This is a genomic window from Streptomyces sp. NPDC089424, assembly GCF_044749345.1.
GTDB lineage: Bacteria > Actinomycetota > Actinomycetes > Streptomycetales > Streptomycetaceae > Streptomyces.
The window spans coordinates 545,187-567,525 of the sequence record NZ_JBIVHU010000001.1 but is presented as its reverse complement, the minus strand read 5'-3'; the positions used below and the strand labels follow the sequence as shown (position 1 = coordinate 567,525).

Sequence of the window (22,339 nt, the reverse complement as noted above, 5' to 3'; positions counted from 1 at the left end):
TCACCCGGTGAGAGCGGGTGCTCCGACCTGCTTGTAGTAGACGGTCGTCGGCCGCAGCACCCCCGCCGGGCTCGCCGCGTAGTCGGGGATCGCGCCGAGCGGCGTCCAGCCCGCCGCCCGGTACAGCCGCTCGGCGGGGCTGTCGGTCTCGGTGTCCAGGTGGAGGAGCGTGACGCCGGACGCGACGGCCGCCCGCTCGGCGGTGTCGAGGAGCGCGTGCCCGAGGCCTCGCCCCCGCGCCTCGCGGCGCACCATGAGCTTGACCAGTTCCGCCCGGTGCCTGCTGTTGGGCTTGTCCGCGAAGGCGAGGCTCACCGTCCCGGCCACCCTCGTCCCCTCGCGGGCCGCCCAGACGGCGAGCTCACCCGCGGCCACGCCCCTCGCCCGCCCCCGCCACCAGGCCAGGGCCTCGGGCCCGTCGAGCGGCGCGAGGAAACCCACCGAGGCGCCGCTGTGCACGGTCTCGACCAGCAGGTCCGCCAATTCCTGCGCGTGTGCCCGCACTTGGGCCGCGTTCAGCCGTTCCACGATCACGGGAGCACCACCGCGAGGACGTACCGCGCCGCCACGTCGCCGGCGCACCGGAACCGCGTGGGCCCCCATACCCGCAACCGCAGCGCGTCCCCCGCCGCGAGCCGGTGCTCGACGTCCCGCACGGTCACCGCGAGGTCTCCTTCCAGCACCCAGATGTGCTGTTCCAGGCCCGGTACGGGCGGCCGGTCGTAGGCGAGGTCGGCGCCGACCGCGAGCCGCCCCTCCACCAGCTCGCCGCGCAGCCCGGCGTGCGGCGGCGACACGGAGCGGCGTACGAATCCGGCGGCCCGGTCCTCCCAGACGGGCTGGTCGGCGGCCCGCAGCAGCAGCGCGGACTCGCCTTCGACCTCGCTCAGCAGCTGGGACATGGTGCGCCCGTATACGGCGCACAGCCGGTTCAGCACGGACGCCGTGGGGCTGATCTCGGCGCGCTCCGCGCGCGACAGGGTCGACCGGCTCACTCCGCTGCGCTGCGCCAGCTCCCCCAGGGACAGGCCGTGCTCGGCCCTCAGCTCGGCCAGCCTCGCGCCGAGCCGGGTGTCGACGTCACGCGCGACACCGGGTTCCTCGTGTCTCATATCCGGGACGCTATCCCGGATATGAGACAGCGGTGTTACGGGAACCTCACACCTGCCCGGCTCAGGTGGCCCGCCCGGCCTCCTCCAGCGCCTCCAGCACCGGCCGGATCAGCGGATGCTCCTCCGCGCCCCGGCGTATCGCGGCGAAGACCCGGCGGGTGGGGGCCTCCCCGTCCACCGGGCGCACGAGGACACCGGTCAGGTCCATCCCGCGCAGCGCGGAGCGCGGTACGAGGGCCACTCCCGCGTCCGCTGCGGCCAGGGCCACCACCGCGCGGAAGTCGTCCGAGGAGTGCTCGAAGCGGGGCTGGAACCCCGCCGCCTCACAGGCCAGCACCACCACGTCATGGCAGGGATTGCCGGGGTAGGGGCCGATCCACGCGTCCTTGGCCAGCTCCGCCAGCGGCACCTCACCGGTGTCCGCGAGCCGGTGGCTGACGGGCACCACGGCGTCGAAGGGCTCGGCGTACAGCGGGACGTGCGCCAGGCGCGGATCGTCGGCCGGCGGCGCACCGCGGTACTCCACGGCGACCGCGACGTCGACCTGCCGGTCCAGCACCATGGGCAGGCTGGCGTCCCCCTCGGCGTCCCGGACGCGGATGCGGATGCCGGGCGCGGTCCGCGCGAGGCGGGCCACGGCCGGCGCGACGACCTCGGCGATGCCGGTCGCGAAGGAGGCGACGCTGACCGTGCCGGCGTCGCCCGAGCCGTAGGCCGCGAGCTCCGCCTCCGCGCGCTCCAGCTGGGCGAGGACCGCGTTGGTGTGGCTGAGCAGGATCTCGCCGGCCGGGGTGAGCCGCACCCCCTTGGCCCCCCGCTCCACCAGCCGGTGCCCCGTCTCCTGCTCCAGTGCCGTGAGCTGCTGGGACACCGCGGAGGGGGTGAGATACAGCGCGGCGGCCGCCGCCGTCACGGTGCGGTGGTCGGCCACCGCACGGAGGATGTGGAGCCGCCGCGCCTCGATCATGCCACCGATTGTCTCAAACCGGTGGTGTGTGCAGGTCGCCCCGTACGGGGTCAGGCGTCCAGCTCCGCCCGCGCCGCCACGAACGCGTCCACCGCGCGGTTCACGTCCTCGGTCGAGTGCGCCGCGGAGAGCTGGACGCGGATGCGCGCCTGCCCCTGGGGCACCACCGGGTAGGAGAAGCCGATCACGTACACACCGCGCTCCAGCAGCAGCTCAGCCATCCGGCCGGCCCGGGAGGCGCCGCCGATCATCACCGGCGCGATCGCGTGGTCGCCGGGCAGGACGTCGAAGCCCTCCTCGGTCATCCGGCGCCGGAACAGCGCGGTGTTCCCGGTGAGCCGCTCCCGCAGATCGCCCGCCGACTCCAGCAGGTCGAGCACCTTCAGCGAGGCGGCGGCGATCACCGGGGCCAGGGTGTTGGAGAAGAGGTACGGCCGGGAGCGCTGGCGCAGCAGCGCGACGATCTCGGCGCGGGCGGCGACGTAGCCGCCCGAGGCGCCGCCGAGCGCCTTGCCCAGCGTGCCGGTGATGATGTCGACCCGGTCCATCACGCCGTGCAGCTCGGGGGTACCGCGCCCGCCGGGGCCGACGAAGCCGACGGCGTGCGAGTCGTCGACCATGACCATGGCGTCGTAGCGGTCGGCGAGGTCGCAGATCTCGTTCAGCGGTGCCACGTAGCCGTCCATGGAGAAGACGCCGTCGGTGACGATCAGCTTGCGGCGCGCGCCGCCCTCGCCGGCCTCCTTCAGCTGCCGCTCCAGGTCCGCCATGTCGCGGTTGGCGTAGCGGAAGCGGCGGGCCTTGGACAGCCGGATGCCGTCGATGATCGAGGCGTGGTTGAGGGCGTCGGAGATCACCGCGTCCTCGGCGCCGAGCAGGGTCTCGAAGACACCGCCGTTGGCGTCGAAGCAGGAGGAGTACAGGATCGTGTCCTCCTGCCCGAGGAAGGCGGACAGCCGTGCCTCCAGCTCCTTGTGCACCTCCTGGGTGCCGCAGATGAACCGGACGGACGCCATGCCGTAGCCCCAGCGGTCCAGGGCCGCGTGGGCGGCGGCGATCACCTCGGGGTGGTCGGCGAGGCCGAGGTAGTTGTTGGCGCAGAAGTTCAGCACCTCGCCCGGCCGCCCGCCCGCGGAGACGTTGACGGTCGCGGACTGCGGGGTGTCGATGACGCGTTCGGGCTTGTGCAGACCGGCGGCGCGGATCTCGTCGAGGGTGGCGCGCAGGTCGTCGCGCACGGAGTCGAACATGACGGGGTCTCCTAAAAAGGTGCTGTCGGGGTTACGCGGTCCAGTCGAGGATGACCTTGCCGCCGCGGCCGCTCGCCGCGTCGGCGAACGCCGCCTCGAAGTCGCGGTAGCCGTACCGGCCGGTGATCACGGGCGCGAGGTCGAGGCCGCCTTCCAGCAGCACCGACATGGCGTACCAGGTCTCGAACATCTCCCGGCCGTAGATGCCCTTGATGGTGATCATCGAGGTGACGATCCGGGCCCAGTCGACCGGGAACTCCTGCGCGGGCAGGCCGAGCATCGCGATCCGGCCGCCGTGGGTCATGTTCGCGATCATGTCCTGGAGCGCCTCGGCGCGGCCGGACATCTCCAGGCCGATGTCGAAGCCCTCCCGCAGGCCGAGGACGCGCTGCCCGTCCGCGATCGTGGACTCGCGCACGTCGAGGGCGAGGCTGACCCCGATCTTGCGGGCCAGTTCCAGCCGCTCCTCGCTGACGTCCGTGACGACGACGTTGCGGGCGCCCGCGTGCCGGGCCACGGCGGCGGCCATCAGCCCGATCGGGCCGGCCCCGGTGATCAGCACGTCCTCGCCGACCAGCGGGAACGACAGCGCGGTGTGCACGGCGTTGCCGAACGGGTCGAAGATGGCCGCGACGTCGAGGTCCACCGGCACGCGGTGCACCCACACGTTGGTCGCCGGCAGCACGACGTACTCGGCGAAGGCGCCGTCGCGTCCGACCCCGAGCCCGACGGTCGCCCGGCACAGGTGGCGGCGGCCGGCCAGGCAGTTGCGGCACTTGCCGCACACGAGATGGCCCTCGCCGCTGACCCGGTCGCCGGACTTGATCTCGCTGACGTCCCGGCCGGTGCCGACCACCTCGCCGACGAATTCGTGCCCGAGCACCAGCGGGGTGCGGATGGTCTGCTGCGCCCAGCCGTCCCACGAGTGGATGTGCAGATCGGTGCCGCAGATCCCGGTGCGCAGCACCTTGATCAGTACGTCGCCGGGGCCGACCTCGGGCTCCGGGACCTCCATGAGCCGCAGCCCTGGCTCCGCCTTGTCCTTGACCAGTGCCTTCACCGCTGGGGCTCCTGAGGGTGAGATCCCTGCCGCGGGCATGCCGAAGAAGCCCCCGGACGGGGAGAGAAGTGGAATCGCACAGCAATCTGCCGTACGCCGCCGTCCTGGTCCATCGAGGATTTCTTAACCGCCGCCGCAGCTTTCCTTCACGCCCGCGCGCGACGTTCACCTGGTCAGAGCAGAGGTCCGCCGCTCAAGGGCCCTTCGAGCCGTACGACGAGGTCCGCGGCCGTCGCCTTGATGGTCTCCAGACCGGAGCGCCCCCAGGGGCGCGGGGAGACATCGGCGACGCAGACGGTGCCGAGCACCATGCCCGTGGTGTCGATGAGCGGCGCGCCGAGGTAGGAGTGGATGCCGAACTCGTCGACGACCGGATTGCCCGCGAACCGCGGGTAGTCGCGGACGTCCTCCAGCACCAGCGCCTTGTGCCGGACCACCACGTGGGGGCAGAAACCGTGGTCGCGGGGCAGGAAGCGGCCCATCACGGGGCGCGTTCCGTCCTCCTTCACGACGAGCCCGACGTCGGGCACGTGCAGGCCCGCGAAGAACTGGCCCTTCTCACCGAGGAAGTTGACCATCGCGTACGGCGCACCGGTCAGGGACGCCAGATGGCCCGCGAAGGCGTCGAGGGCGGGCTCCGGACGGTCCCCCAGGCCCAGTTGAAGCAGTCGCCGCGTGCGCGCGGGTGCCTCCTTGTCCTCGGGGGTGAGCAGCAGCCGACCGGCCGGGCGCGGCGGGTCGTACCTCATGTCCGGGTCCCGTCGCAGTGGGCGTGTGTCATGTGCGGCTCCGGTGCGGTGTGGGCGGCTGTCACATGTGGGCGCCGTGGCTGGGCGCGGGGGTGACGGGCGCGTGGGCGATGAGGTGGCGGACGAGGGTGAGCAGGGTCTGGACGCCGGACGCGGAGATCCGGGCGTCGCAGCGGACGACGGGGACCTCGGGGTGCAGGTCGATGGCGGCACGCACCTCCTCGGGGTCGTAGCGGTGGCCGCCGTCGAACTCGTTGACGGCGACGATGAATCCGAGGCCGCGTTCCTCGAAGAAGTCGACGGCCGCGAAACACTCCTCCAGCCGCCGCGTGTCGGCGAGGATCACCGCGCCGAGGGCGCCCTCGCACAGTTCGTCCCACATGAACCAGAAGCGCTCCTGGCCGGGCGTGCCGAACAGGTACAGGACGTGTTCCGGGTCGAGGGTGATGCGGCCGAAGTCCATGGCCACCGTCGTCTCGACCTTGTTCTCGATGCCGTCGAGGTTGTCGGTGGCGGCGCTGACGGTGGTGAGCAGTTCCTCCGTGCTGAGCGGCGCGATCTCGCTGACGGCGCCGACGAAGGTGGTCTTGCCGACACCGAAGCCGCCCGCGACCAGGATCTTGAGCGCGGTGGGGAACGGGTCGGCGCCGTAGCCGTCGTCCTGGTCGGAGCGGTCGGGGTGATCCGGGTGGTCGGTGTGGTCGGAGTAGGGGTCAGAGTTGTCGTCGTAGTCCATCGAGCACTGCCTCCAGAAGGGCCCGGTCCGTGGGGTTGTGGTGGAACTCGGGGGGCTTGGTGGTGAGGACCCCGCAGTCGACGAGGTCCGACAGCAGCACCTTGGTGACCACCGCCGGCAACATGAGGTGCGCGGCGACCTCGGCGACCGACACGGGCGCCCGGCACAGGTCGAGGGCCTGCGTGTGTTCGGGGCCGAGATAGCCGAGGGGGGTGGCTCCGGTGGCCATCACCTGCGAGATGAGGTCGAGGGCGACGGAGGGGCGGGTACGGCCGTTGCTGACCGTGAAGGGGCGCACCAGCCGTCCGGCCGCCTCGTCGAGCCAGGGCCCGTCGCCGGCCGCCGTCACGCTCAAGGCCTCATCGCCGGGGGTTCGGCGGACTGCTGCCGGGGAGCGGTCACCAGGTAGGGGCGGACGCTCTTGACCAGCATGGCCATCTCGTAGCCGAGCACGGCGGCGTCGGCCTCACGGCCCGCCAGCACCGCCAGACAGGTGCCGGAGCCGGCGGTGGTGACGAACAGCAGGGTCGAGTCGAGTTCGACGACGACCTGGCGGACGTCACCGCCGTCGCCGAACCGGACCCCGGCACTGCGGCCGAGGGAGTACAGGCCGGAGGCCAGGGCCGCCATGTGGTCGGCGCTGTCGGGGTCGAGGCCGTGGACCGACTTCACGAGTCCGTCGCAGGAGAGGAGCACCGCGCTGCTGGTGTGCGGTACGCGCTGTACGAGGCCGCTCATCAGCCAGTCGAGATCGGATACATGGCCGGTGGGGGCATCGGTCGCCATGGTGGATCGACTCCTTGGGATACGAAGGTCTGCGGGCGCGCCCGTGGGTACGCCGGCGGTCATTGCGGTGGGGGTGGTGACGGCGGCGGCAGCTGCGGTCATCCGGCTGGTCCGCTCCCGTCGTGCCGGGCGGGGTGGTCCGGGGGCGTACGGACGGCCTCCCACTGCGGGGGCTCGTCCCGAGGCGCGTGCACGTCCATGTGCGGTACGGCCATGGGGAGTTGCGTCACCACGGGGGGAACGTCGGGTCGGCGGCCGGCCGGCGGCGGGACGGCCGACGCGGGAGTCCCGGAGTCCGGGTACGAGGACCCCGGGTCCGAGGGCCCCGGGTCCAGGCGGGCGGGCTCCGTCGGGGTGTGGTCCGGGAGTGCGGGTGTGTCGGCGTGCGGGGTGTCCGGGCGGGCCGGTGGCGCATGGCCGGGATCTGCCTGGTGCTGGGCCTCCGCGAGGCCGATGCCACGCTGGAACGCCGCCATCAGACCGGGGTCGTGACCGACCGGGTCCTCCGCGTCCTGACGGGGTGCCGGGCCCCCGCGCAGCTGGGGCACGATGTGCTCCTGGGCACGGCGACGGGGCAGCGTGGGCTTGCCCATCGTGCCGCGGACGGTGCCGGTGCGCGGGGCGAGCGGCGCGGCGGCGTGTTCCTCGACGGTCGGCCGGTCGCCGGGCCGGATGCCGGGCACGGCCTCGGCCGGGTTGGGCCGCTGCCCGTGGGTGCCGCGGACCGGCAGGGGCGAGGGGGCGGGTGGCCCGGCGGCGGGAGCAGGCCGGGGCGCGGGGTCCGGCGCGGGCCGCCGGGGCCGCGGCGGCGCGACGGGCGGTGCCGGCCGGGCGGCCTCGGGTGCGGGACGGGATGCGGGCTGGGGTGCGGGAGGAGATGCGGGCTGGGGGTGCTGCTGAGGCGGCGGGGCGGGGCGGCCGGCGTCGGGCCGACTGCCGAGCAGCGCCTGCGGCACGACGAGGACGGCCTGGACACCGCCGTAGATGTTGCTCTGCAGCCGGACCGTGATCCCGTGCCGCCGGGCCAGTTGGGAGACCACGAACAGCCCGATCCGGCCGTCCGCGAGCAGGCGGGCCACATTGACCTGGTCGGGGTCGGTGAGCAGGGCGTTCATCTTGTTCTGCTCGTCGACGGGCATGCCGAGTCCGCGGTCCTCGACCTCCACGGCGAGACCCGAGGTGACGAGGTTGGCGCGCAGCAGCACCTGGGTGTGCGGGGCCGAGAACACCGTGGCGTTCTCGACCAGTTCGGCCAGCAGATGGATCACGTCGGCGACCGCGTGGCCGCGCAGGGTGCCGTCGATCGGCGGCACGAGTCGCACCCGCGAGTACTGCTCGACCTCGGCGATGGCCGAGCGCAGCACCTCGGTCATCGAGACCGGGTTGCTCCACTGGCGCCGGGAGACGGCGCCGCCGAGCACGGCGAGGTTCTCGGCGTGGCGGCGGATGCGGGTGGCGAGGTGGTCGACGTGGAAGAGGCCCTTGAGCAGGTCGGGGTCCTCGATCTCGTTCTCGAGGTCGTCCAGGATCGCGATCTCGCGGTGCACCAGCGACTGGAGGCGCCGGGCGAGGTTGACGAAGACCTCCAGCTTCTGTTCGCTGCCGGCCTGGCTGGAGAGCTGGGCGGCCTGCACGACGGCGGTGACGGCGCCGTCGTGCGCGCGGGCCAGGTCGGCGGCGAGCAGCTCGAAGTCGTCGGCGTCCTCGGGCGGGCCGCCGCGCGGCTTGCGCTGCGGTGGCAGCTCGCCGCGGCGCAACGCCTCGACGAGGGTGCGCAGATCGGCCTCCCGGCGGGCGCTGCTGCGGCGCAGCGCGCCGACGCGGTCGTGCACCGCCCGGGCGGCGCGGCCGGCGGCGATCACGGCGATCCCGATGCCGGCGAGCGTCACACAGACCGCGCAGGCCAGGACGGCCCACAGGGTGAGGCTGGTGCGGGCGCCCGTGGAGCGGACGGTGAACAGCACCGCCGCGCAGGCGCTGAGCGCGACCGCGAGCGGGGGCAGTACGGCCAGCCGCAGCAGCTGGGGCCGTATGTGGGCCTCGGGCAGCGAGGGAGCGGTGTGGGCGACCGGCCGTCCGTGCCGCCCGCCCTCGCGGCGGTCTGCGCGTGCGGCCGGTGCGCGGAGGTGTGACATCGGGCGTCCTCGTACTGGTCCAGCGGTCGGAAGCCGGGCGGGCCCGTCGGTGTGAAGCGGGCATGCGGCGGCTCGGTGTCGGCCGACGACGGCGAGAGGAATTCGGCCCTGCGTCGCCCGACGGACACTCACAGTAGTCGGCAACGCATCATGTGCGGTGGGCAGTTGACAAAGTCCTACGGCCCGCGTCCCGCTCTGGTATGAGGCCTCGTACGACAGACCGATAAGCGCGCCCCGACGAGGACATCGATGCCGTCAGGGATCGATCCGACCTGGTCGGAAGCGGTCAGGAAACGCCGGACCGCGAGGCGCGCCGCCGACACGGCAAGGGGCCGGGGCGATGAGCCCCGGCCCCGCCGGTGTGCCGGTCCCCGACCGGAGGACGGCGGTCACACGACCGCCGCGAGAACGAGATCCCTACCGCTCGCCCGCGAGGTCGAGGTCGCCCTTGGCGGACGGAGCGGCGCCGGTGTCCCGGCCGCGCAGCCAGTGCCGGGCGACGGGCGCCGTGACCGTGCGCCACCAGGGGTCCACCGGGAGGTCACCGGCCGGCTCGAAGGGCTCGCCGGGCCGGGGCAGCGCCACCGCCGCTCCGGCCTCCTCGGCCGCGTCCTTCGTCCACTCACCGGGCTCGGCGTAGGGGTGCGGGGCGAGGTTGAAGGTCCCCCAGTGGATGGGGAGCAGCACTCCCGCCGAGGCGTCGCCGCCCTGCAGGTCCAGATGTGCGCGGACGCCCTCCTCGGGAGTCATGTGGATGTCCGGCCAGTACTGGCTGTACGCGCCGATCTGGATCATCGTGGCGTCGAACGGGCCGTGGTCGGCGCCGATGTCCCGGAAGCCCTCGAAGTAGCCGGTGTCACCGCTGTGGAACAACCGGTGGCTCTCCCCCGCGACGACCCAGGACGCCCAGAGCGTGTGCTGGGTGTTGCGCAGGCCGCGGCCGCAGAAGTGGCGGGCCGGGGTGGCGGTCAGCGTGAGTCCGCCGACCTTGGTCGACTCCTGCCAGTCCAGCTCGCGCAGCCGGTCGGCGGACACGCCCCAGTGCTCCAGGTGGGCGCCGACGCCGAGCGGGACGGCGAAGAGCGTGTCCGTGCCGGCCAGCGCCTTGATCGTGGGCAGGTCCAGGTGGTCGTAGTGGTCGTGCGAGATGACCACCACGTCGACCGGGCCGAGCGCGGTCAGGGGCAGCGGCGCCGCGTGCAGCCGCCTGGGCCCGGCGAAGGCGAACGGGGAGCAGCGCTCGCCCCAGACGGGGTCGAAGAGCACCCGCTGCCCGTCGATCTCCGCGAGGACGCTGGAGTGGCCCAGCCAGGTCAGCCGCAGGCCCGAGGCGGGCGGGCGCGCGAGGTCGGCCGCCGTCGTGGGGTACACCGGCATGGCGCCGTGCGGGGTGCGGCGGTTGCGGGCGTCCTTGTCGAAGTAGGTCTTCGCGAAGTCGAGCGTCGAACCCGAGGGCCGGATCCGCGAGGGCCCTCCGGGGTTCTGGAAGACGCCGTCCTTGAAGTGGGGCGATCTGCGGATGCGCGCCATGCGCTCGCCGCTCGGCTCCACGCCGAAGGCCGCGGGCCGCAACGCGCGGAGCCCGGAGCTCAGGGAACGGGAACCGGCCACGGTACCTCCAGGTGGAATCGGTGGAAGCTCCATTATGGTCCGCCCCACCGACACCATCGGCCGCCCGCCCCCCATACTGACTCGTGATTCAGTACGCGTGTCCGCGCGCGAGCCGGGAACAGCCGCCGCCACAAGGAGCTTCCGTGACCGCCCCCCTTCTCTCGCTCACCTGGACCGACCACGTCACCGGCCGCCGGGGCTTCCTGGTCGTCGACCGTCTGGTGCGAGGTGTCGCCAGCGGCGGGCTGCGGATGCGCCCGGGCTGCACCCTGGAGGAGGTCACCGGGCTGGCGCGCGGAATGACCGTGAAGGAGGCCCTGCACTACGACCCCGAGGCCCGTTACGTCCCCCTCGGCGGCGCCAAGGGCGGCATCGACTGCGATCCCCGGGACCCGGCGGCGTACGGGCTGCTGGTGCGGTACCTGCGGGCCGTGCGGCCCTACGTCGAGAGCGTCTGGACCACCGGCGAGGACCTCGGTCTGACACAGGACCTGGTGGACCGGGCCGCCACCGAGGTGGGGCTGGTCTCCTCGATCCAGGCGGTGTACCCGCTGCTGGACGACGAGGCGGCGGCGCGGCGGCGGCTCGCCGAGGCGTTCGCGGTGGAGGTGGACGGGATCGGGCTGGGCGAGCTGGCCGGCGGCTGCGGGGTCGCGGAGTCGGCGCTCGCGGCCCTGGACCGGGCCGGGGTGCCCTGGGCGGGCACCCGGGTGGCCGTGCAGGGCATGGGCACCATGGGCGGCGCCACGGCACGCTTCCTCACGCGCGCGGGCCTCACGGTCGTGGCCGTCGCCGACGTCCGGGGCACGATCGCCAATCCGGCGGGTCTCGACGTCGAGGCGCTGCTCGCCGCGCGCGACGCCTACGGCACGGTCGACCGCGCGGCGCTTGGGCCCGGGGACCAGGAACTTCCCGGCGACGCCTGGCCGGCCACCGAGGCCGAGGTGCTGGTGCCCGCCGCCGTGTCGTACGCGATCGGCCCCGCGGAGCAGGACCGGATCACCGCCCGCTGGATCGTCGAGGCCGCCAACATGCCCGTCGTGCCCGAGGCCGAGGCGCAGCTCACCGCGCGCGGGGTGACGGTCCTGCCCGACGTGGTGGTCAACTCGGGGACCAACGCGTGGTGGTGGTGGACGCTGTTCGGCGACATCGGCGCGGACGCGCAGGAGGCGTTCGCCCACATACGGCGCTCGATGCGCGCCCTGACCGACCTGGTGCTGGCCCGTGCGGAGGCCGACGGGAGCACGCCGCGTGCCGCCGCGCACGCCGTCGCCGGGGAGCGGCTGTCGCTGCTGGCGGAGCGCTTCGGGTCGTACCGCTGACCTGAAGGTCACCGCGCGGCCACCGCTGGGACGTGGCCCGTTAGGGTGACCCGGTGGCGAGAGTGCGGTTGAGCGTGGCGGAGCGGCGCGAGGAGTTGTTGCGTGCCGCCGTGGAACAGATCGAGGAGCGGGGCGTGGCGGCGGTGCGGATCGCCGACGTGGCGTCCGCGCTCGGCGTGAGCAACGCGCTGGTGCTGTACCACTTCTCCACGAAGGAGAAGCTGGTCGCCGCCGCGTTCGCGTACGCGGCCGAGGACGATCTCGCCCACCTCGCCAAGCTGCTCGGCCGGCGCACGACGGCCCAGCGCCGGCTGCGGGCCGCGGTGCGCTGGTACGCGCCGACGGGACCGGCCAAGGGCTGGCGGCTGTGGATCGAGGGCTGGGCGGCGGCGCTGCGCGAGCCGGCGCTGCGGGAGGTCACCCAGGACCTCGACAAGCGCTGGAAGGCGGCCATCGCCGAGGTCATCGCCGAGGGTGTGGCGGCGGGCGAGTTCCGCTGCCCCGACCCCATGGGCGCGGCGCTGCGCCTGACGGCCCTGCTCGACGGGCTCGCCGTGCAGATCACGTCCTACGCGGGAGCCGTGTCCCGCGCGCGTGCGCAGGAGTGGGTGGACGAGGCGCTCGCGCGGGAACTGGGCCTGACGGGGATGCCGGCGGCTCAACAGCGCTGAGCCGCCGACCGGTTCGTTCACCTTCGCGACATAGGCAACATTAACGGCATATGCGGCATATGCGGCATTGTCACGACCTCACGCCACGGAGGCGATCCACGTCCTGATGTCGTCCGGCGACAGCACACCCTTGGCGGTGACATGGTCGCCCGACGACTCGCCGCGCAGCCGTCGGCCGATCCAGGGCACCAGGTACTCACGCGCCCAGTGGACGTCGTCCCGGCGCACGTCGAGGGCACCGCGCGGCGGAAGCGGCGGCCACGGCTGCTCCGGGTCGGCGGGGACGGCCAGGCGCAGGGCCTGACCGGCGCGCAGGGCCACGCGGGTGTGCCCCTCGGGCGACAGGTGCAGCCGGTCGTGGTCCCAGGCGCGCCGGTCCTGCACGGACTTGAGCGACCACAGGTCGAGCACGGGACAGCCGTACCGGTCGGCGATGGCGCGTACGTGGCCGTTGTACGTGGCGATCTTGCCGCGCAGATGCCGCAGCAGGGGAACGCCGCGGGTGTCGAAGCCGGTGGTCACGAGGACGGTGCCCACGGTGGCGGTCAGCGCGGCGACCCCGCGCTCGAAGCGCTCCGCCACGTCGTCGGGGTCGGTGCCGGGACGGATGATGTCGTTGCCGCCGGCGCAGAACGAGACCAGGTCCGGGGCGAGTTCCGCGGCCCTCGGGACCTGCTCCGCCACGATCTGGTCGAGCAGCCTGCCGCGCACGGCGAGGTTGGTGTACTGGAAGTCGCCCTCGGCCCGGCGGTCCGCGAGCAGTACGGCGAGACGGTCGGCCCAGCCGACGAACGCCCCGTCCGGTCCGGGGTCGCCGACGCCCTCGGTGAAGCTGTCCCCCACCGCCACGTACGACCCGATCACTGATGTGCTGTCACTCTTCGAATCGTCTGCCACGTCGGGACATGATTCCTGTTCGAATGTGACCTACGCGACCGTAGGCAGGGGTTGACGGACGGTGAGAAAGGCCACGGCCAAAGGATTGGTCAACTGCGGAATAAGGCCGGTGCGCCCGACGGCGGGTACACCGAAGGCCGGACCCCGGAAGCGGGGTCCGGCCTTCGGCCATGTACCGGGGGGCGTGCGTCAGCCGACCGTCACGCCCTTGGAGGCGAGGTAGGCGACCGGGTCGACGTCCGAGCCGTAGTCCGGGGTGGTGCGGATCTCGAAGTGCAGGTGCGGGCCGGTGGAGTTGCCGGTGGAGCCCGACAGGCCTATCTGCTGGCCCCCGGTCACGCTCTGACCGCTGGAGACGGACAGCGAGGAGAGGTGGGCGTACTGGGCGTAGAAGCCGTCGGCGAGCTTGATGACGACCTGGTTGCCGTAGGAACCGGCCCAGCCCGCGGAGACGACCGTGCCCGCGCCGACGGACTTGAGCGGCGTACCGCTCGCGGCGGCGAAGTCGACACCCGTGTGGTAGCCGCTGGCCCACATGCTGCCGGCCACGCGGTAGGCGGTGCCGACGCCGGCGCCGTCCACGGGGGCGGAGTAGCCGGCGGCCGCGGCGGTGTCGGCGGCCGGGGCCTCGGCGGCGGCGGGCTCGGGCGCCTGCGCCTCAGCCGCGGGCTCGGAGCTCTCGGAGCTCTCGGAGGACGGTGACGCCGTGGACGCCGAGGACTCGGCTTCGGAGGAGCCGGAGGACGACGAGGCCGGCTCGTCGGCGCCCGACTCGGCCCGCTCGCCGATCGTGAGCTTCAGACCGGGGTGGATGAGCGAGGGGTTCTCGCCGACCGCCTCCCGGTTGTCCTCGTAGAGCCGCTGCCAGCCACCGCTGACATCCTGCTCGTCGGCGATCTTGGAGAGGTAGTCGCCCACCCTCACGGAGTACGTCCGGGCGGCCGACTTCTGCGCGGTGGCCTGCTTCGCGGCGGACTGCTTCTCGGTGACCTGCTGCCGAACTGCCGTCTTCTGGACCGGGATCGACGAGACGGCCTTCTCCGCGGCGGACGGGACAGGGGCGGCATGGGCGCCGGCGGCCCCCATCAGCGGCAGGGCGAGTGCGGCGCCACCGGTTCCGGCGACGGCGATGGAGCGGGTGAAGCGCTGGGACTTGGGACGGCGGTGCTTACCCTTCGCGGGCATGGCGAATTCCTCTCCGGCGCCTGCGAGGTGAGCTGTCGGGTGCGGACTGGAGATGTCCGGCCGCGTGGGGACGCGGCTGTACCCCAAGCCGTTCCGGAGACCGGAACAGGCAGTTGTACCTGTGGGTCCCCCGCTCCTGCCGAACACGGGTGAGTTAGCGCGGGCACCGGGCGGCGGCAGGATTCGGCGTCCGTCCGGATCGGGTGGAACGTAAGCGACCGAGACGCAACGGGACAAGCAAGAGGTTTCACCGGAACGCCGTTTTCGTGATCCGTTCGCCCGATTTACGGTCACACTCCGTGCAGTGGGGCACATGTGCATTCCGTAAACGCCCTTGAAGGCATGTGAATTACGTGAGCATGACGAGCGACGCTCGGTCACGAATATGACGCTGCTCACGTGACACTGCTCCAGGCTTCCTCATTCCAGAACGAGTTGGAGCGAATCCCACTATTGAGACAGAAAGGACAGAAGAGACATACGAGGCGTGTTGCCGCCAGATCGCGTGTCGTATCGTCAAGGCGTGCCCGCCGACGAGTCGCGCCGGCGGGGCCGATGGGAGGGAGCCCCCGTGACGCAGCAGGTGCCGTCGACCGAGCCCGAACTGGCCGGAGTGCGCAACTTCCGTGACGTGGGCGGGCTGCCGACGGTGGACGGGCGCCGGGTGCGGCAGGGAGTGCTGTTCCGCAGCGGCCACCTCGCGCACGCCACCGCGCAGGACGCCGTGTTCCTGGCCTCCCTGGAGCTGCACACGATCTTCGACTTCCGCAACGCCGCGGACCAGAAGCTGGAGGGCCCGGACGTGGAGCTGCCGGGTGTGCGCAACGTGAACCTTCCGCTGACGGACCCCGCCGACGGCGCCGAGTTCTGGAAGATGGTCCGGGACGGCGATCTGGAGCAGCTGCGCGAGGTCCTGTCCGACGGCAAGGCGGCGGACCGGATGATCACCTCGTACCGCGCGATCGTCACGGAGCGCACCGCCGAGCACTCCCGGGTGCTGCACGCGCTCGCCGAGGACAGCGTCCCCGCGCTGATGCACTGCGCGGCGGGCAAGGACCGCGCCGGCCTGTCGATCGCCGTCACGCTGCTCGCGGTGGGCGTGGAGCGCGAGGCGATCCTCGCCGACTACCTGGAGTCCAACGCCAAGCACCGCCGCTACAAGGTGCACCGGGGCGGCAGCTCCGCCTCCGCCTACTCCCCGGAGGTCATGGAGCTGCTCAGCCCGCTCTTCGACGCGCGTGCCGAGTATCTGACGGCCGCGTTCGAGACCATCGAGGCGACCTGGGGCGACGTCGACACCTATCTGGCGCAGGGGCTCGGCGTCACCCCCGAAACCCGGGAGCGACTGCGCGAGCGCCTGCTCGACTGATCCCCGCTGAACCCTGCCCCCTACTTCGCCCCGACCTCGAACAGCAGATAGAGGAAGCCGGCGAAGAGGTGTCCCGCCGCGATGTAGATGACGAACCGGACCCAGATGCCGCGGGGAATCTTCCCCTCGATGTCACTCATGGCGTGTCTCCCGTGATAGGGCCGAGGCACAGCGCGGCCGTGGGGCTCTGCAGCAGGGTGTGGACGAAGAGGAGGTCGACCCCGCCCGGGTCCTGGGCGGCGATGCGGTGCGGGGTCAGTGAGTCGAAGTGGGCGCTGTCGCCCGGCCCGAGGGGGTGCGCGGCGTCCCCGAGGCGCAGCAGCAGCCGGCCCGTGAGGACGTAGAGCCATTCCTCACCGGGGTGCACCCGGACGATGTCGCCCTGCGAGCCGTACGGCACGTGCACGCGCAGGGCCTGCATGCCGCGCCCGGAGGCGCCGGCCTGCCAGTACGTCCAGCCGCCCGCGCCGCTGGGCTCCATGTCGGCGGCGCGCACGACGGCGTCCCGGTCGGGGACCGTCTCCCCCAGCAGCTCCGAGACAGTCGTACTGTAGACACGCGCGAGCGCCAGCAGCATCGGCAGTGAGGGCTGGCGCTGTCCGGTCTCCAGCCGGGACAGATGGGCGGGCGACAGCCCGGCCGCACGGGCGGCGGCCTCCAGGGTGAGGGAGGCCCGGCGGCGCAGGTCGCGGAGCTGCGGGGCGACGACCGGCAGCGCACCGGCCGCTTCTGCCCCGGTCTCCGGGGAGGAGTTCATGGCTCCATTGAGCCGGATTATTGCCCCTGGGGCAAATTTCTTGCCTCAGAGGCAAAGCCCGAGCTCCTCGCCCCCCGTCAGGGGAACGACGGCGTCAGCGGTGGGCCACCGCCTGCTTCACCAGCGTCCTTCCGAAGTCCCACATCAGCCCGCCGCCGCTGTGCGCGTCGTCCATCACCTCCGTGAAGGCCGCCACGAACCGGTCGACCTCGGGCTCCCCGATGACGAGCGGCGGAATCAGCTTGATCACCTCCAGATGGTCGCCGGAGACCTGGGTCAGGATCCGGTGCCGCTGGAGCAGCGGGACGACGACCATCTGCGCGAAGAGTCCCTTGCGGGCCGCCTGGAGCATGGTCCAGCGGCTGCGCAGCTTCAGCGACCGGGGCCGGCCGAACTCGATGCCGATCATGAGCCCCCGGCCGCGCACGTCCGCGAGCAGCTCGTACTTGTCGACCAGCGCGGCGAGCCGGGACCTGAGCAGTTCCCCGGTGGTCCGGACGCCCGCGACGACCTGCTCGCTCTCCATGACGGAGAGCACCGCGAGCCCGGCCGCCATGGCCTGTGCGTTGGAGCCGAAGCTGGCCGAGTGGACCAGCACGCGGTCCATCGACGAGTAGACCTTCTTGAAGATCCAGTCCTTGCCGAGCGTGGCACCCACCGGCACGTAGCCACCGGAGAGCGCCTTCGCCACGCAGACCAGGTCCGGCTCGACGCCCTCCTCGTGCTGGTAGGCGTAGAAGTCGCCGGTGCGGCCGAGGCCCGTCTGCACCTCGTCGGCGATGAGCAGCGCCTTGTGCCGGTGCAGCAGGTCCTGCGCGGCCCGCAGGTAGCCGGGCGGGGCCTCGTGCACGCCCTTGCCCTGGATCGGCTCCACGATCAGCGCGGCGACGTCGCCCTTCTTCAGCTCGCGTGCCAGGGCGTCGAGGTCGCCGAGCGGGACGGCCGTGTCGGGGAGCAGCGGGGCGAAACCGTCGCGGAATCCCGCCTCGCCGTTCACGGACAGCGAGCCGGTCGTCAGGCCGTGGAAGGCGTGCGCGCAGTACAGGACCCTGGGCCTGCCGGTCACGAACCGGGCGAACTTCAGCGCGGTCTCCACCGCCTCCGTCCCGCTGTTGCCGAAGAACACCCGGTCCAGGTGGGGGCTGTGCGCCAGCAGCCGCTCGGCGAGCAGGCCGGGCAGCGGCTGGCAGTCGAACCGGGTGAGGTCGGCGAGCTGTGCGTCCAGGACGTCGTGCAGCGCCTTGCGCACGACGGGGTGGTGGCGGCCCAGGCCCATCACCCCGAAGCCCGCGAGCATGTCGAGGTAGTCGTTGCCCTCGGCGTCCCAGAAGTGGGCGCCCTCGGCCCGCTCGTAGACCTTGTCGAAGCCGATGGTGTGCAGCATGCGCGGCAACTGGTGGTTGAGGTACCGGGAGTGCAGCTCGTAGCGCTCGGCCCCCCGTTCGGCGAGCAGCGCGCCGAGGTCGAACGTGCCGCCGGGCGCGGGCTCCGGCGGCGGCGAGGCGGGTTCCGCGGTGGTCATGGGTGGTTCTCCTTGGACAGCGATTCCCCGGCGGCGGTCGCCTTGGAGGACTGCTCCGGCACCGGTACGACGGCCCCCGTGGCGGGCTTGCGAGGTGCGGACCGCTCCTGGTGTACGGCCAGGCTCGCGCCGATCCGCCCGGCGATCTCGACCGGCGTGAGGCCGATGTCGGCGAGGACCTCGCTCCGCTTGGCGTGCGCCAGGAACTGCTCGGGGATGCCGAACCTGCGCACCGGCACGTCCAGGTCGGCGTCGCCCAGCGCCAGCGCCACGGCGGCACCGACCCCCGCCGCCCGGCTGTTGTCCTCGACCACGGCCACCAGCCGGTGCTCCGCGGCGAGGCCGGGCAGCGCCGGATCCACGGGCTTGACCCACCGCGGGTCCACCACCGTGCAGCCGATCCCCCGGGCCTCGAGCAGCTCGGCGGCCTGCAGGCACACCGGCGCCATCACACCGACCGCGACGAGCAGCACCTCGGGTGCCTCGGCACGGTGCAGCACGTCGATGCCGCCCACCCGGTCGATCGCGGGGACGCACGGCCCCACGGACTCCTTCGGGAACCGCACCAGCGTGGGCGCGTCGTCGACGGCGACCGCCTCGCGCAGCTGCGCCCGCAGCTGGTCGGCGTCGCGCGGGGCGGCGATCCGCAGCCCGGGCACGACCTGGAGGACCGACATGTCCCACATCCCGTTGTGGGAGGCCCCGTCGACCCCGGTCACCCCGGCCCGGTCCAGGACGAAGGTCACCCCGCAGCGGTGCAGGGCCACGTCCATCAGGAGCTGGTCGAAGGCGCGGTTGAGGAACGTGGCGTAGACCGCGACGACCGGGTGCAGCCCGCCGGTGGCGAGACCGGCCGCGGAGACGGCGGCGTGCTGCTCCGCGATCCCGACGTCCCAGACCCGGTCCGGGAACCGCTGGGCGAACGCGCCGAGGCCCACCGGGTGCAGCATGGCCGCCGTGATCGCGACGACGTCCTCGCGCTCCTCGGCGATCCGCACGATCTCCTCACCGAACACCGAGGTCCAGGAGGGCCCGCCCGCCGGCGCCAGCGGCTCGCAGGTCAGCGGGTCCATCACGCCGACGGTGTGGAAGTGGTCCTCCTCGTGCGCGAGGGCCGGTTCGTAGCCGCGGCCCTTCTCGGTACGGCAGTGCACCAGCACCGGCCCGTGGAAGCGTTTCGCGCGTCTGAGCGCCGACTCGACGGCCCCCACGTCGTGCCCGTCGATCGGGCCGACGTACTTCAGACCGAGGTCCTCGAACATGCCCTGGGGCGCGAACGCGTCCTTGAAGCCCTTCTTGGCGCCGTGCAGCGCCTCGTAGAGGGTGTGCCCGACGATCGGCGTGCCCTGGAGCACGTCCTTGCCCCAGGCGAGGACCCTCTCGTACGAGTCCGTGGTGCGCAGCGCCGCCAGATGGTTGGCGAGGCCGCCGATGGTGGGGGCGTACGAGCGCTCGTTGTCGTTGACGACGATGATCAGGGGCCGGTTCTTGGCGGCCGCGATGTTGTTCAGCGCCTCCCAGGCCATCCCGCCGGTCAGCGCGCCGTCGCCGATGACGGCGACGACATGGCCCTTCTCCCCCTGCACCTGACGCGCCTTGGCGAGCCCGTCGGCCCAGCCGAGCGCGGTGGAGGCGTGCGAGTTCTCGATGACGTCGTGCTCGGACTCCTCCCGCGAGGGATACCCGGACAGGCCACCCTTCCCGCGCAGTTTGGAGAAGTCCTGACGCCCTGTCAGCAGCTTGTGCACATAGCTCTGGTGGCCGGTGTCCCACAGGATGCGGTCGACCGGCGACTCGAAGACCCGGTGCAGCGCGAGGGACAGTTCCACCACGCCCAGGTTGGGTCCCAGGTGGCCGCCCGTCCTGGCGACCGCGTGCACCAGGAACTCCCTGATCTCTTCGGACAGTTCGCCAAGTTGCGCCTCGGACAGCGCCTTCAGGTCGCGTGGTCCCCGGATGCTCTCCAGAATCGTCACGCTCGGGCCCCCTCTCGGTCCGTGCCTCGTGTCAGCTCACAGTCACTGCCGGTTTCCCCGTGCCGGCGGAGTCGTCCCTCGCCGCCCCGTCCGCCTCCATCTGCTCGGCCAGCTTCATGGCCTCTTCGATCAGGGTCTCGACGATCTTGGACTCCGGGACGGTCTTGATGACCTCGCCCTTGACGAAGATCTGCCCCTTGCCGTTGCCCGAGGCGACGCCGAGGTCGGCCTCGCGGGCCTCGCCGGGGCCGTTGACGACACAGCCCATGACCGCGACGCGCAGCGGCACGTCCATGCCCTCCAGCCCCGCGGTGACCTCTTCGGCGAGCTTGTAGACGTCGACCTGGGCGCGGCCGCAGGAGGGGCAGGAAACGATCTCCAGACCGCGCTCCTTGAGGTTGAGCGACTCCAGGATCTGGATGCCGACCTTGACCTCCTCGGCGGGCGGGGCCGACAGCGACACCCGGATCGTGTCCCCGATGCCCTCGCTGAGCAGCGCCCCGAAGGCGACCGCCGACTTGATCGTGCCCTGGAAAGCGGGACCGGCCTCCGTGACACCCAGGTGCAGCGGATAGTCGCACTGCGCCGCCAGCTGCCGGTACGCCTCGATCATCACCACCGGGTCGTTGTGCTTGACGGAGATCTTGATGTCGCGGAAGTCGTGCTCCTCGAACAGCGACGCCTCCCACAGCGCCGACTCCACCAGCGCCTCCGGCGTCGCCTTGCCGTACTTCTGCAGCAGCCGCCGGTCCAGCGAGCCCGCGTTCACCCCGATCCGGATCGGCGTGCCGTGCTCCTTCGCCGCCTTGGCGATCTCCCTGACCTTGTCGTCGAACTGCTTGATGTTGCCCGGGTTCACCCGCACCGCCGCACAGCCCGCCTCGATCGCCGCGAACACGTACTTCGGCTGGAAGTGGATGTCCGCGATCACCGGGATCTGCGACTTGCGCGCGATGGTCGCCAGCGCGTCCGCGTCGTCCTGCGTCGGACACGCCACCCGCACGATCTGGCACCCCGAAGCCGTCAGCTCGGCGATCTGCTGAAGCGTGGCACCGATGTCCGACGTACGCGTCGTCGTCATCGACTGCACCGACACCGGTGCCCCGCCCCCGACCGCCACCGTGCCGACCTGGATCCGCCGTGACGCCCGCCGCCGCGCGACGGGCCGCACCGGCACCTCGGGAACGCCCAGGGGGATGGCGGTCATGGCGTCACTCCCGGTTCCCGGAGACCGTCTCGCGCATGGCGCGCAGCGACTCCTTCAGCGATCCCATGGTGGCGAGGACGGCGGTGGGCTCGTAGCCGCAGTGCGCCATGCAGTTGGCGCAGCGCGGGTCCTTGCCGCGGCCGTACTTGTCCCAGTCGGTCTCCTCGATCAGTTCGCGGTACGTCGGCACGTACCCGTCGCTCATCAGGTAGCAGGGGCGCTGCCAGCCGAAGAGCGAGTAGTTCGGGATCGCCCACGCGGTGCACGGGAAGTCGACCTTGCCCTCCAGGAAGTCCAGGAAGAGCGGCGAGTGGTTGAGCCGCCAGCGGCGCCGGTTGCCGCCCGAGAAGGCCTTCTTGAACAGCTCGCGGGTCTGCTCCACGCCGAGGAAGTGCTCCTGGTCGGGCGCCTTCTCGTAGGCGTAGGCGGGCGAGATCATCATCTCGTCGACCTGGAGGTCGTCGTTGAGGTAGTTGAGCACCTCGACGACGGTCTGCGGGGTGTCGGTGTTGAAGAAGGTGGAGTTGGTGGTGACGCGGAAACCGCGCCGCTTGGCCTCCTTGATGGCCGCCACCGCCTCGTCGAACACGCCTTCCTTGGCGACCGACTCGTCGTGCCGCTCCCGCAGGCCGTCGATGTGCACGGCGAAGGCGAAGTAGGGCGAGGGCGTGAACTTGTCCATCTTCTTGCGCAGCAGCATCGCGTTGGTGCAGAGGAAGACGTATTTCCGCTTGGCCACCAACTGCCGTGCGATCTCGTCGATCTGAGGGTGCATCAACGGTTCGCCACCCGCGATCGACACCATCGGCGCCCCGGACTCCAGGACCGCTCCGACGGCCTGCGCGACCGGCATGCGCTGCTTCAGCACCCCCGCGGGGTGCTGGATCTTGCCGCAGCCCTCGCACTTCAGGTTGCAGGCGAACAGGGGCTCCAGCTCCACGATGAGCGGGAACTTGTCCCGCTTGCGGAGCTTCTGTTCAGCCAAGTATGTAGCGACCTTGATGGACTGGCGCAGCGGCATGGCCAT

22 protein-coding genes and 1 riboswitch are annotated in these 22,339 nt (G+C 72.2%); of the genes, 3 read left to right on the top strand and 19 right to left on the bottom strand.

What is annotated here, in order from left to right; translation table 11 throughout:
- The 11 genes from ACIP2X_RS02365 to ACIP2X_RS02315 all read right to left on the bottom strand — a co-directional run bounded on the left by ACIP2X_RS02365 (window position 1) and on the right by ACIP2X_RS02315 (window position 10,406).
- Complete coding sequence (locus ACIP2X_RS02365; protein ID WP_401666401.1) at window positions 1–534, bottom strand: GNAT family N-acetyltransferase; 534 nt, start codon at window positions 532–534, stop codon at window positions 1–3.
- Complete coding sequence (locus tag ACIP2X_RS02360) at window positions 531–1,112, bottom strand: helix-turn-helix domain-containing protein (protein WP_401666399.1); 582 nt, start codon at window positions 1,110–1,112, stop codon at window positions 531–533. Before ACIP2X_RS02360 ends, ACIP2X_RS02365 begins: the two co-directional genes overlap by 4 nt.
- Before the next feature lie 61 nt (window positions 1,113–1,173).
- Window positions 1,174–2,079: a LysR family transcriptional regulator gene (locus ACIP2X_RS02355; RefSeq protein WP_401666396.1), complete on the bottom strand. Its 906-nt coding sequence runs from the start codon at window positions 2,077–2,079 to the stop codon at window positions 1,174–1,176.
- Window positions 2,080–2,129: 50 nt separating this feature from the next.
- Window positions 2,130–3,329, bottom strand: a complete 1,200-nt coding sequence (locus ACIP2X_RS02350) for a glycine C-acetyltransferase (RefSeq protein ID WP_401666394.1) — start codon at window positions 3,327–3,329, stop codon at window positions 2,130–2,132.
- Window positions 3,330–3,360: 31 nt separating this feature from the next.
- Window positions 3,361–4,389, bottom strand: a complete 1,029-nt coding sequence (gene tdh, locus ACIP2X_RS02345; RefSeq protein WP_401666392.1) for an L-threonine 3-dehydrogenase — start codon at window positions 4,387–4,389, stop codon at window positions 3,361–3,363.
- 173 nt (window positions 4,390–4,562) lie between these two features.
- The gene (locus tag ACIP2X_RS02340) at window positions 4,563–5,138 is read right to left on the bottom strand and encodes a GAF domain-containing protein (protein WP_401666390.1); all 576 of its coding nucleotides are present in this window, start codon (window positions 5,136–5,138) and stop codon (window positions 4,563–4,565) included.
- Between the two features lie 61 nt (window positions 5,139–5,199).
- Window positions 5,200–5,874 (bottom strand): GTP-binding protein, encoded by a 675-nt coding sequence (locus ACIP2X_RS02335; protein ID WP_401666388.1) that lies wholly within the window; start codon window positions 5,872–5,874, stop codon window positions 5,200–5,202.
- Window positions 5,852–6,223, bottom strand: a complete 372-nt coding sequence (locus tag ACIP2X_RS02330) for a DUF742 domain-containing protein (RefSeq protein ID WP_399892167.1) — start codon at window positions 6,221–6,223, stop codon at window positions 5,852–5,854. Before ACIP2X_RS02330 ends, ACIP2X_RS02335 begins: the two co-directional genes overlap by 23 nt.
- A 2-nt stretch (window positions 6,224–6,225) precedes the next feature.
- Window positions 6,226–6,660, bottom strand: coding sequence for a roadblock/LC7 domain-containing protein (locus ACIP2X_RS02325; RefSeq protein WP_401666385.1), 435 nt, complete (start codon window positions 6,658–6,660; stop codon window positions 6,226–6,228).
- A gap of 98 nt (window positions 6,661–6,758) precedes the next feature.
- Window positions 6,759–8,795 carry an ATP-binding protein gene (locus ACIP2X_RS02320; RefSeq protein ID WP_401666383.1) on the bottom strand — a complete coding sequence of 679 codons (2,037 nt, stop codon included), beginning with the start codon at window positions 8,793–8,795 and terminating at the stop codon, window positions 6,759–6,761.
- A gap of 417 nt (window positions 8,796–9,212) precedes the next feature.
- Window positions 9,213–10,406, bottom strand: a complete 1,194-nt coding sequence (locus ACIP2X_RS02315; protein WP_401666380.1) for an MBL fold metallo-hydrolase — start codon at window positions 10,404–10,406, stop codon at window positions 9,213–9,215.
- Window positions 10,407–10,549: 143 nt separating this feature from the next.
- Between ACIP2X_RS02315 and ACIP2X_RS02310 the strand changes: the two genes are divergently transcribed.
- The gene (locus ACIP2X_RS02310; protein ID WP_401666377.1) at window positions 10,550–11,728 is read left to right on the top strand and encodes a Glu/Leu/Phe/Val dehydrogenase dimerization domain-containing protein; all 1,179 of its coding nucleotides are present in this window, start codon (window positions 10,550–10,552) and stop codon (window positions 11,726–11,728) included.
- A gap of 53 nt (window positions 11,729–11,781) precedes the next feature.
- On the top strand, window positions 11,782–12,399 hold the full coding sequence (locus tag ACIP2X_RS02305) for a TetR/AcrR family transcriptional regulator (protein ID WP_401666375.1): 618 nt from the start codon (window positions 11,782–11,784) through the stop codon (window positions 12,397–12,399).
- A 78-nt stretch (window positions 12,400–12,477) separates the two neighbouring features.
- On the opposite strand, the gene ACIP2X_RS02300 is transcribed toward ACIP2X_RS02305, so the two are convergent.
- Complete coding sequence (locus ACIP2X_RS02300; RefSeq protein ID WP_401668800.1) at window positions 12,478–13,263, bottom strand: SGNH/GDSL hydrolase family protein; 786 nt, start codon at window positions 13,261–13,263, stop codon at window positions 12,478–12,480.
- Between the two features lie 222 nt (window positions 13,264–13,485).
- Complete coding sequence (locus ACIP2X_RS02295) at window positions 13,486–14,481, bottom strand: peptidoglycan DD-metalloendopeptidase family protein (RefSeq protein WP_401666372.1); 996 nt, start codon at window positions 14,479–14,481, stop codon at window positions 13,486–13,488.
- A gap of 4 nt (window positions 14,482–14,485) precedes the next feature.
- Window positions 14,486–14,651: riboswitch (cyclic di-AMP (ydaO/yuaA leader) on the bottom strand.
- Between the two features lie 401 nt (window positions 14,652–15,052).
- Between ACIP2X_RS02295 and ACIP2X_RS02290 the strand changes: the two genes are divergently transcribed.
- On the top strand, window positions 15,053–15,850 hold the full coding sequence (locus tag ACIP2X_RS02290; protein ID WP_401666370.1) for a tyrosine-protein phosphatase: 798 nt from the start codon (window positions 15,053–15,055) through the stop codon (window positions 15,848–15,850).
- A 20-nt stretch (window positions 15,851–15,870) separates the two neighbouring features.
- On the opposite strand, the gene ACIP2X_RS02285 is transcribed toward ACIP2X_RS02290, so the two are convergent.
- The 6 genes from ACIP2X_RS02285 to hpnH all read right to left on the bottom strand — a co-directional run bounded on the left by ACIP2X_RS02285 (window position 15,871) and on the right by hpnH (window position 22,339).
- Window positions 15,871–15,990, bottom strand: a complete 120-nt coding sequence (locus tag ACIP2X_RS02285) for a DUF6126 family protein (RefSeq protein WP_401666368.1) — start codon at window positions 15,988–15,990, stop codon at window positions 15,871–15,873.
- Window positions 15,987–16,607 (bottom strand): helix-turn-helix domain-containing protein, encoded by a 621-nt coding sequence (locus ACIP2X_RS02280; RefSeq protein ID WP_401666366.1) that lies wholly within the window; start codon window positions 16,605–16,607, stop codon window positions 15,987–15,989. Before ACIP2X_RS02280 ends, ACIP2X_RS02285 begins: the two co-directional genes overlap by 4 nt.
- A 94-nt stretch (window positions 16,608–16,701) precedes the next feature.
- Entirely contained in the window at window positions 16,702–18,129 is a 1,428-nt protein-coding gene (locus tag ACIP2X_RS02275; protein WP_401666363.1) for an aspartate aminotransferase family protein, read from the bottom strand.
- On the bottom strand, window positions 18,126–20,105 hold the full coding sequence (dxs, locus tag ACIP2X_RS02270; RefSeq protein WP_401666361.1) for a 1-deoxy-D-xylulose-5-phosphate synthase: 1,980 nt from the start codon (window positions 20,103–20,105) through the stop codon (window positions 18,126–18,128). The genes ACIP2X_RS02275 and dxs overlap by 4 nt, the downstream gene beginning before the upstream one ends.
- Window positions 20,106–20,136: 31 nt before the next feature.
- The gene (ispG, locus tag ACIP2X_RS02265) at window positions 20,137–21,312 is read right to left on the bottom strand and encodes a flavodoxin-dependent (E)-4-hydroxy-3-methylbut-2-enyl-diphosphate synthase (RefSeq protein ID WP_401666359.1); all 1,176 of its coding nucleotides are present in this window, start codon (window positions 21,310–21,312) and stop codon (window positions 20,137–20,139) included.
- Between the two features lie 4 nt (window positions 21,313–21,316).
- Entirely contained in the window at window positions 21,317–22,339 is a 1,023-nt protein-coding gene (gene hpnH, locus ACIP2X_RS02260; protein ID WP_401666357.1) for an adenosyl-hopene transferase HpnH, read from the bottom strand.

Excerpts from the sequence above, each read along its gene's own strand:
- ACIP2X_RS02285 (WP_401666368.1), bottom strand. The coding sequence starts at position 15,990 with ATGAGTGACATCGAGGGGAAGATTCCCCGCGGCATCTGGGTCCGGTTC.
- ACIP2X_RS02325 (WP_401666385.1), bottom strand. The coding sequence starts at position 6,660 with ATGGCGACCGATGCCCCCACCGGCCATGTATCCGATCTCGACTGGCTG.
- ACIP2X_RS02360 (WP_401666399.1), bottom strand. The coding sequence starts at position 1,112 with ATGAGACACGAGGAACCCGGTGTCGCGCGTGACGTCGACACCCGGCTC.
- hpnH (WP_401666357.1), bottom strand. The coding sequence starts at position 22,339 with ATGGCCATGCCGCTGCGCCAGTCCATCAAGGTCGCTACATACTTGGCT.
- ACIP2X_RS02340 (WP_401666390.1), bottom strand. The coding sequence starts at position 5,138 with ATGAGGTACGACCCGCCGCGCCCGGCCGGTCGGCTGCTGCTCACCCCC.
- ACIP2X_RS02335 (WP_401666388.1), bottom strand. The coding sequence starts at position 5,874 with ATGGACTACGACGACAACTCTGACCCCTACTCCGACCACACCGACCAC.
- ACIP2X_RS02320 (WP_401666383.1), bottom strand. The coding sequence starts at position 8,795 with ATGTCACACCTCCGCGCACCGGCCGCACGCGCAGACCGCCGCGAGGGC.
- ACIP2X_RS02355 (WP_401666396.1), bottom strand. The coding sequence starts at position 2,079 with ATGATCGAGGCGCGGCGGCTCCACATCCTCCGTGCGGTGGCCGACCAC.
- ACIP2X_RS02350 (WP_401666394.1), bottom strand. The coding sequence starts at position 3,329 with ATGTTCGACTCCGTGCGCGACGACCTGCGCGCCACCCTCGACGAGATC.
- ACIP2X_RS02275 (WP_401666363.1), bottom strand. The coding sequence starts at position 18,129 with ATGACCACCGCGGAACCCGCCTCGCCGCCGCCGGAGCCCGCGCCCGGC.
- ACIP2X_RS02295 (WP_401666372.1), bottom strand. The coding sequence starts at position 14,481 with ATGCCCGCGAAGGGTAAGCACCGCCGTCCCAAGTCCCAGCGCTTCACC.
- ispG (WP_401666359.1), bottom strand. The coding sequence starts at position 21,312 with ATGACCGCCATCCCCCTGGGCGTTCCCGAGGTGCCGGTGCGGCCCGTC.
- ACIP2X_RS02280 (WP_401666366.1), bottom strand. The coding sequence starts at position 16,607 with ATGAACTCCTCCCCGGAGACCGGGGCAGAAGCGGCCGGTGCGCTGCCG.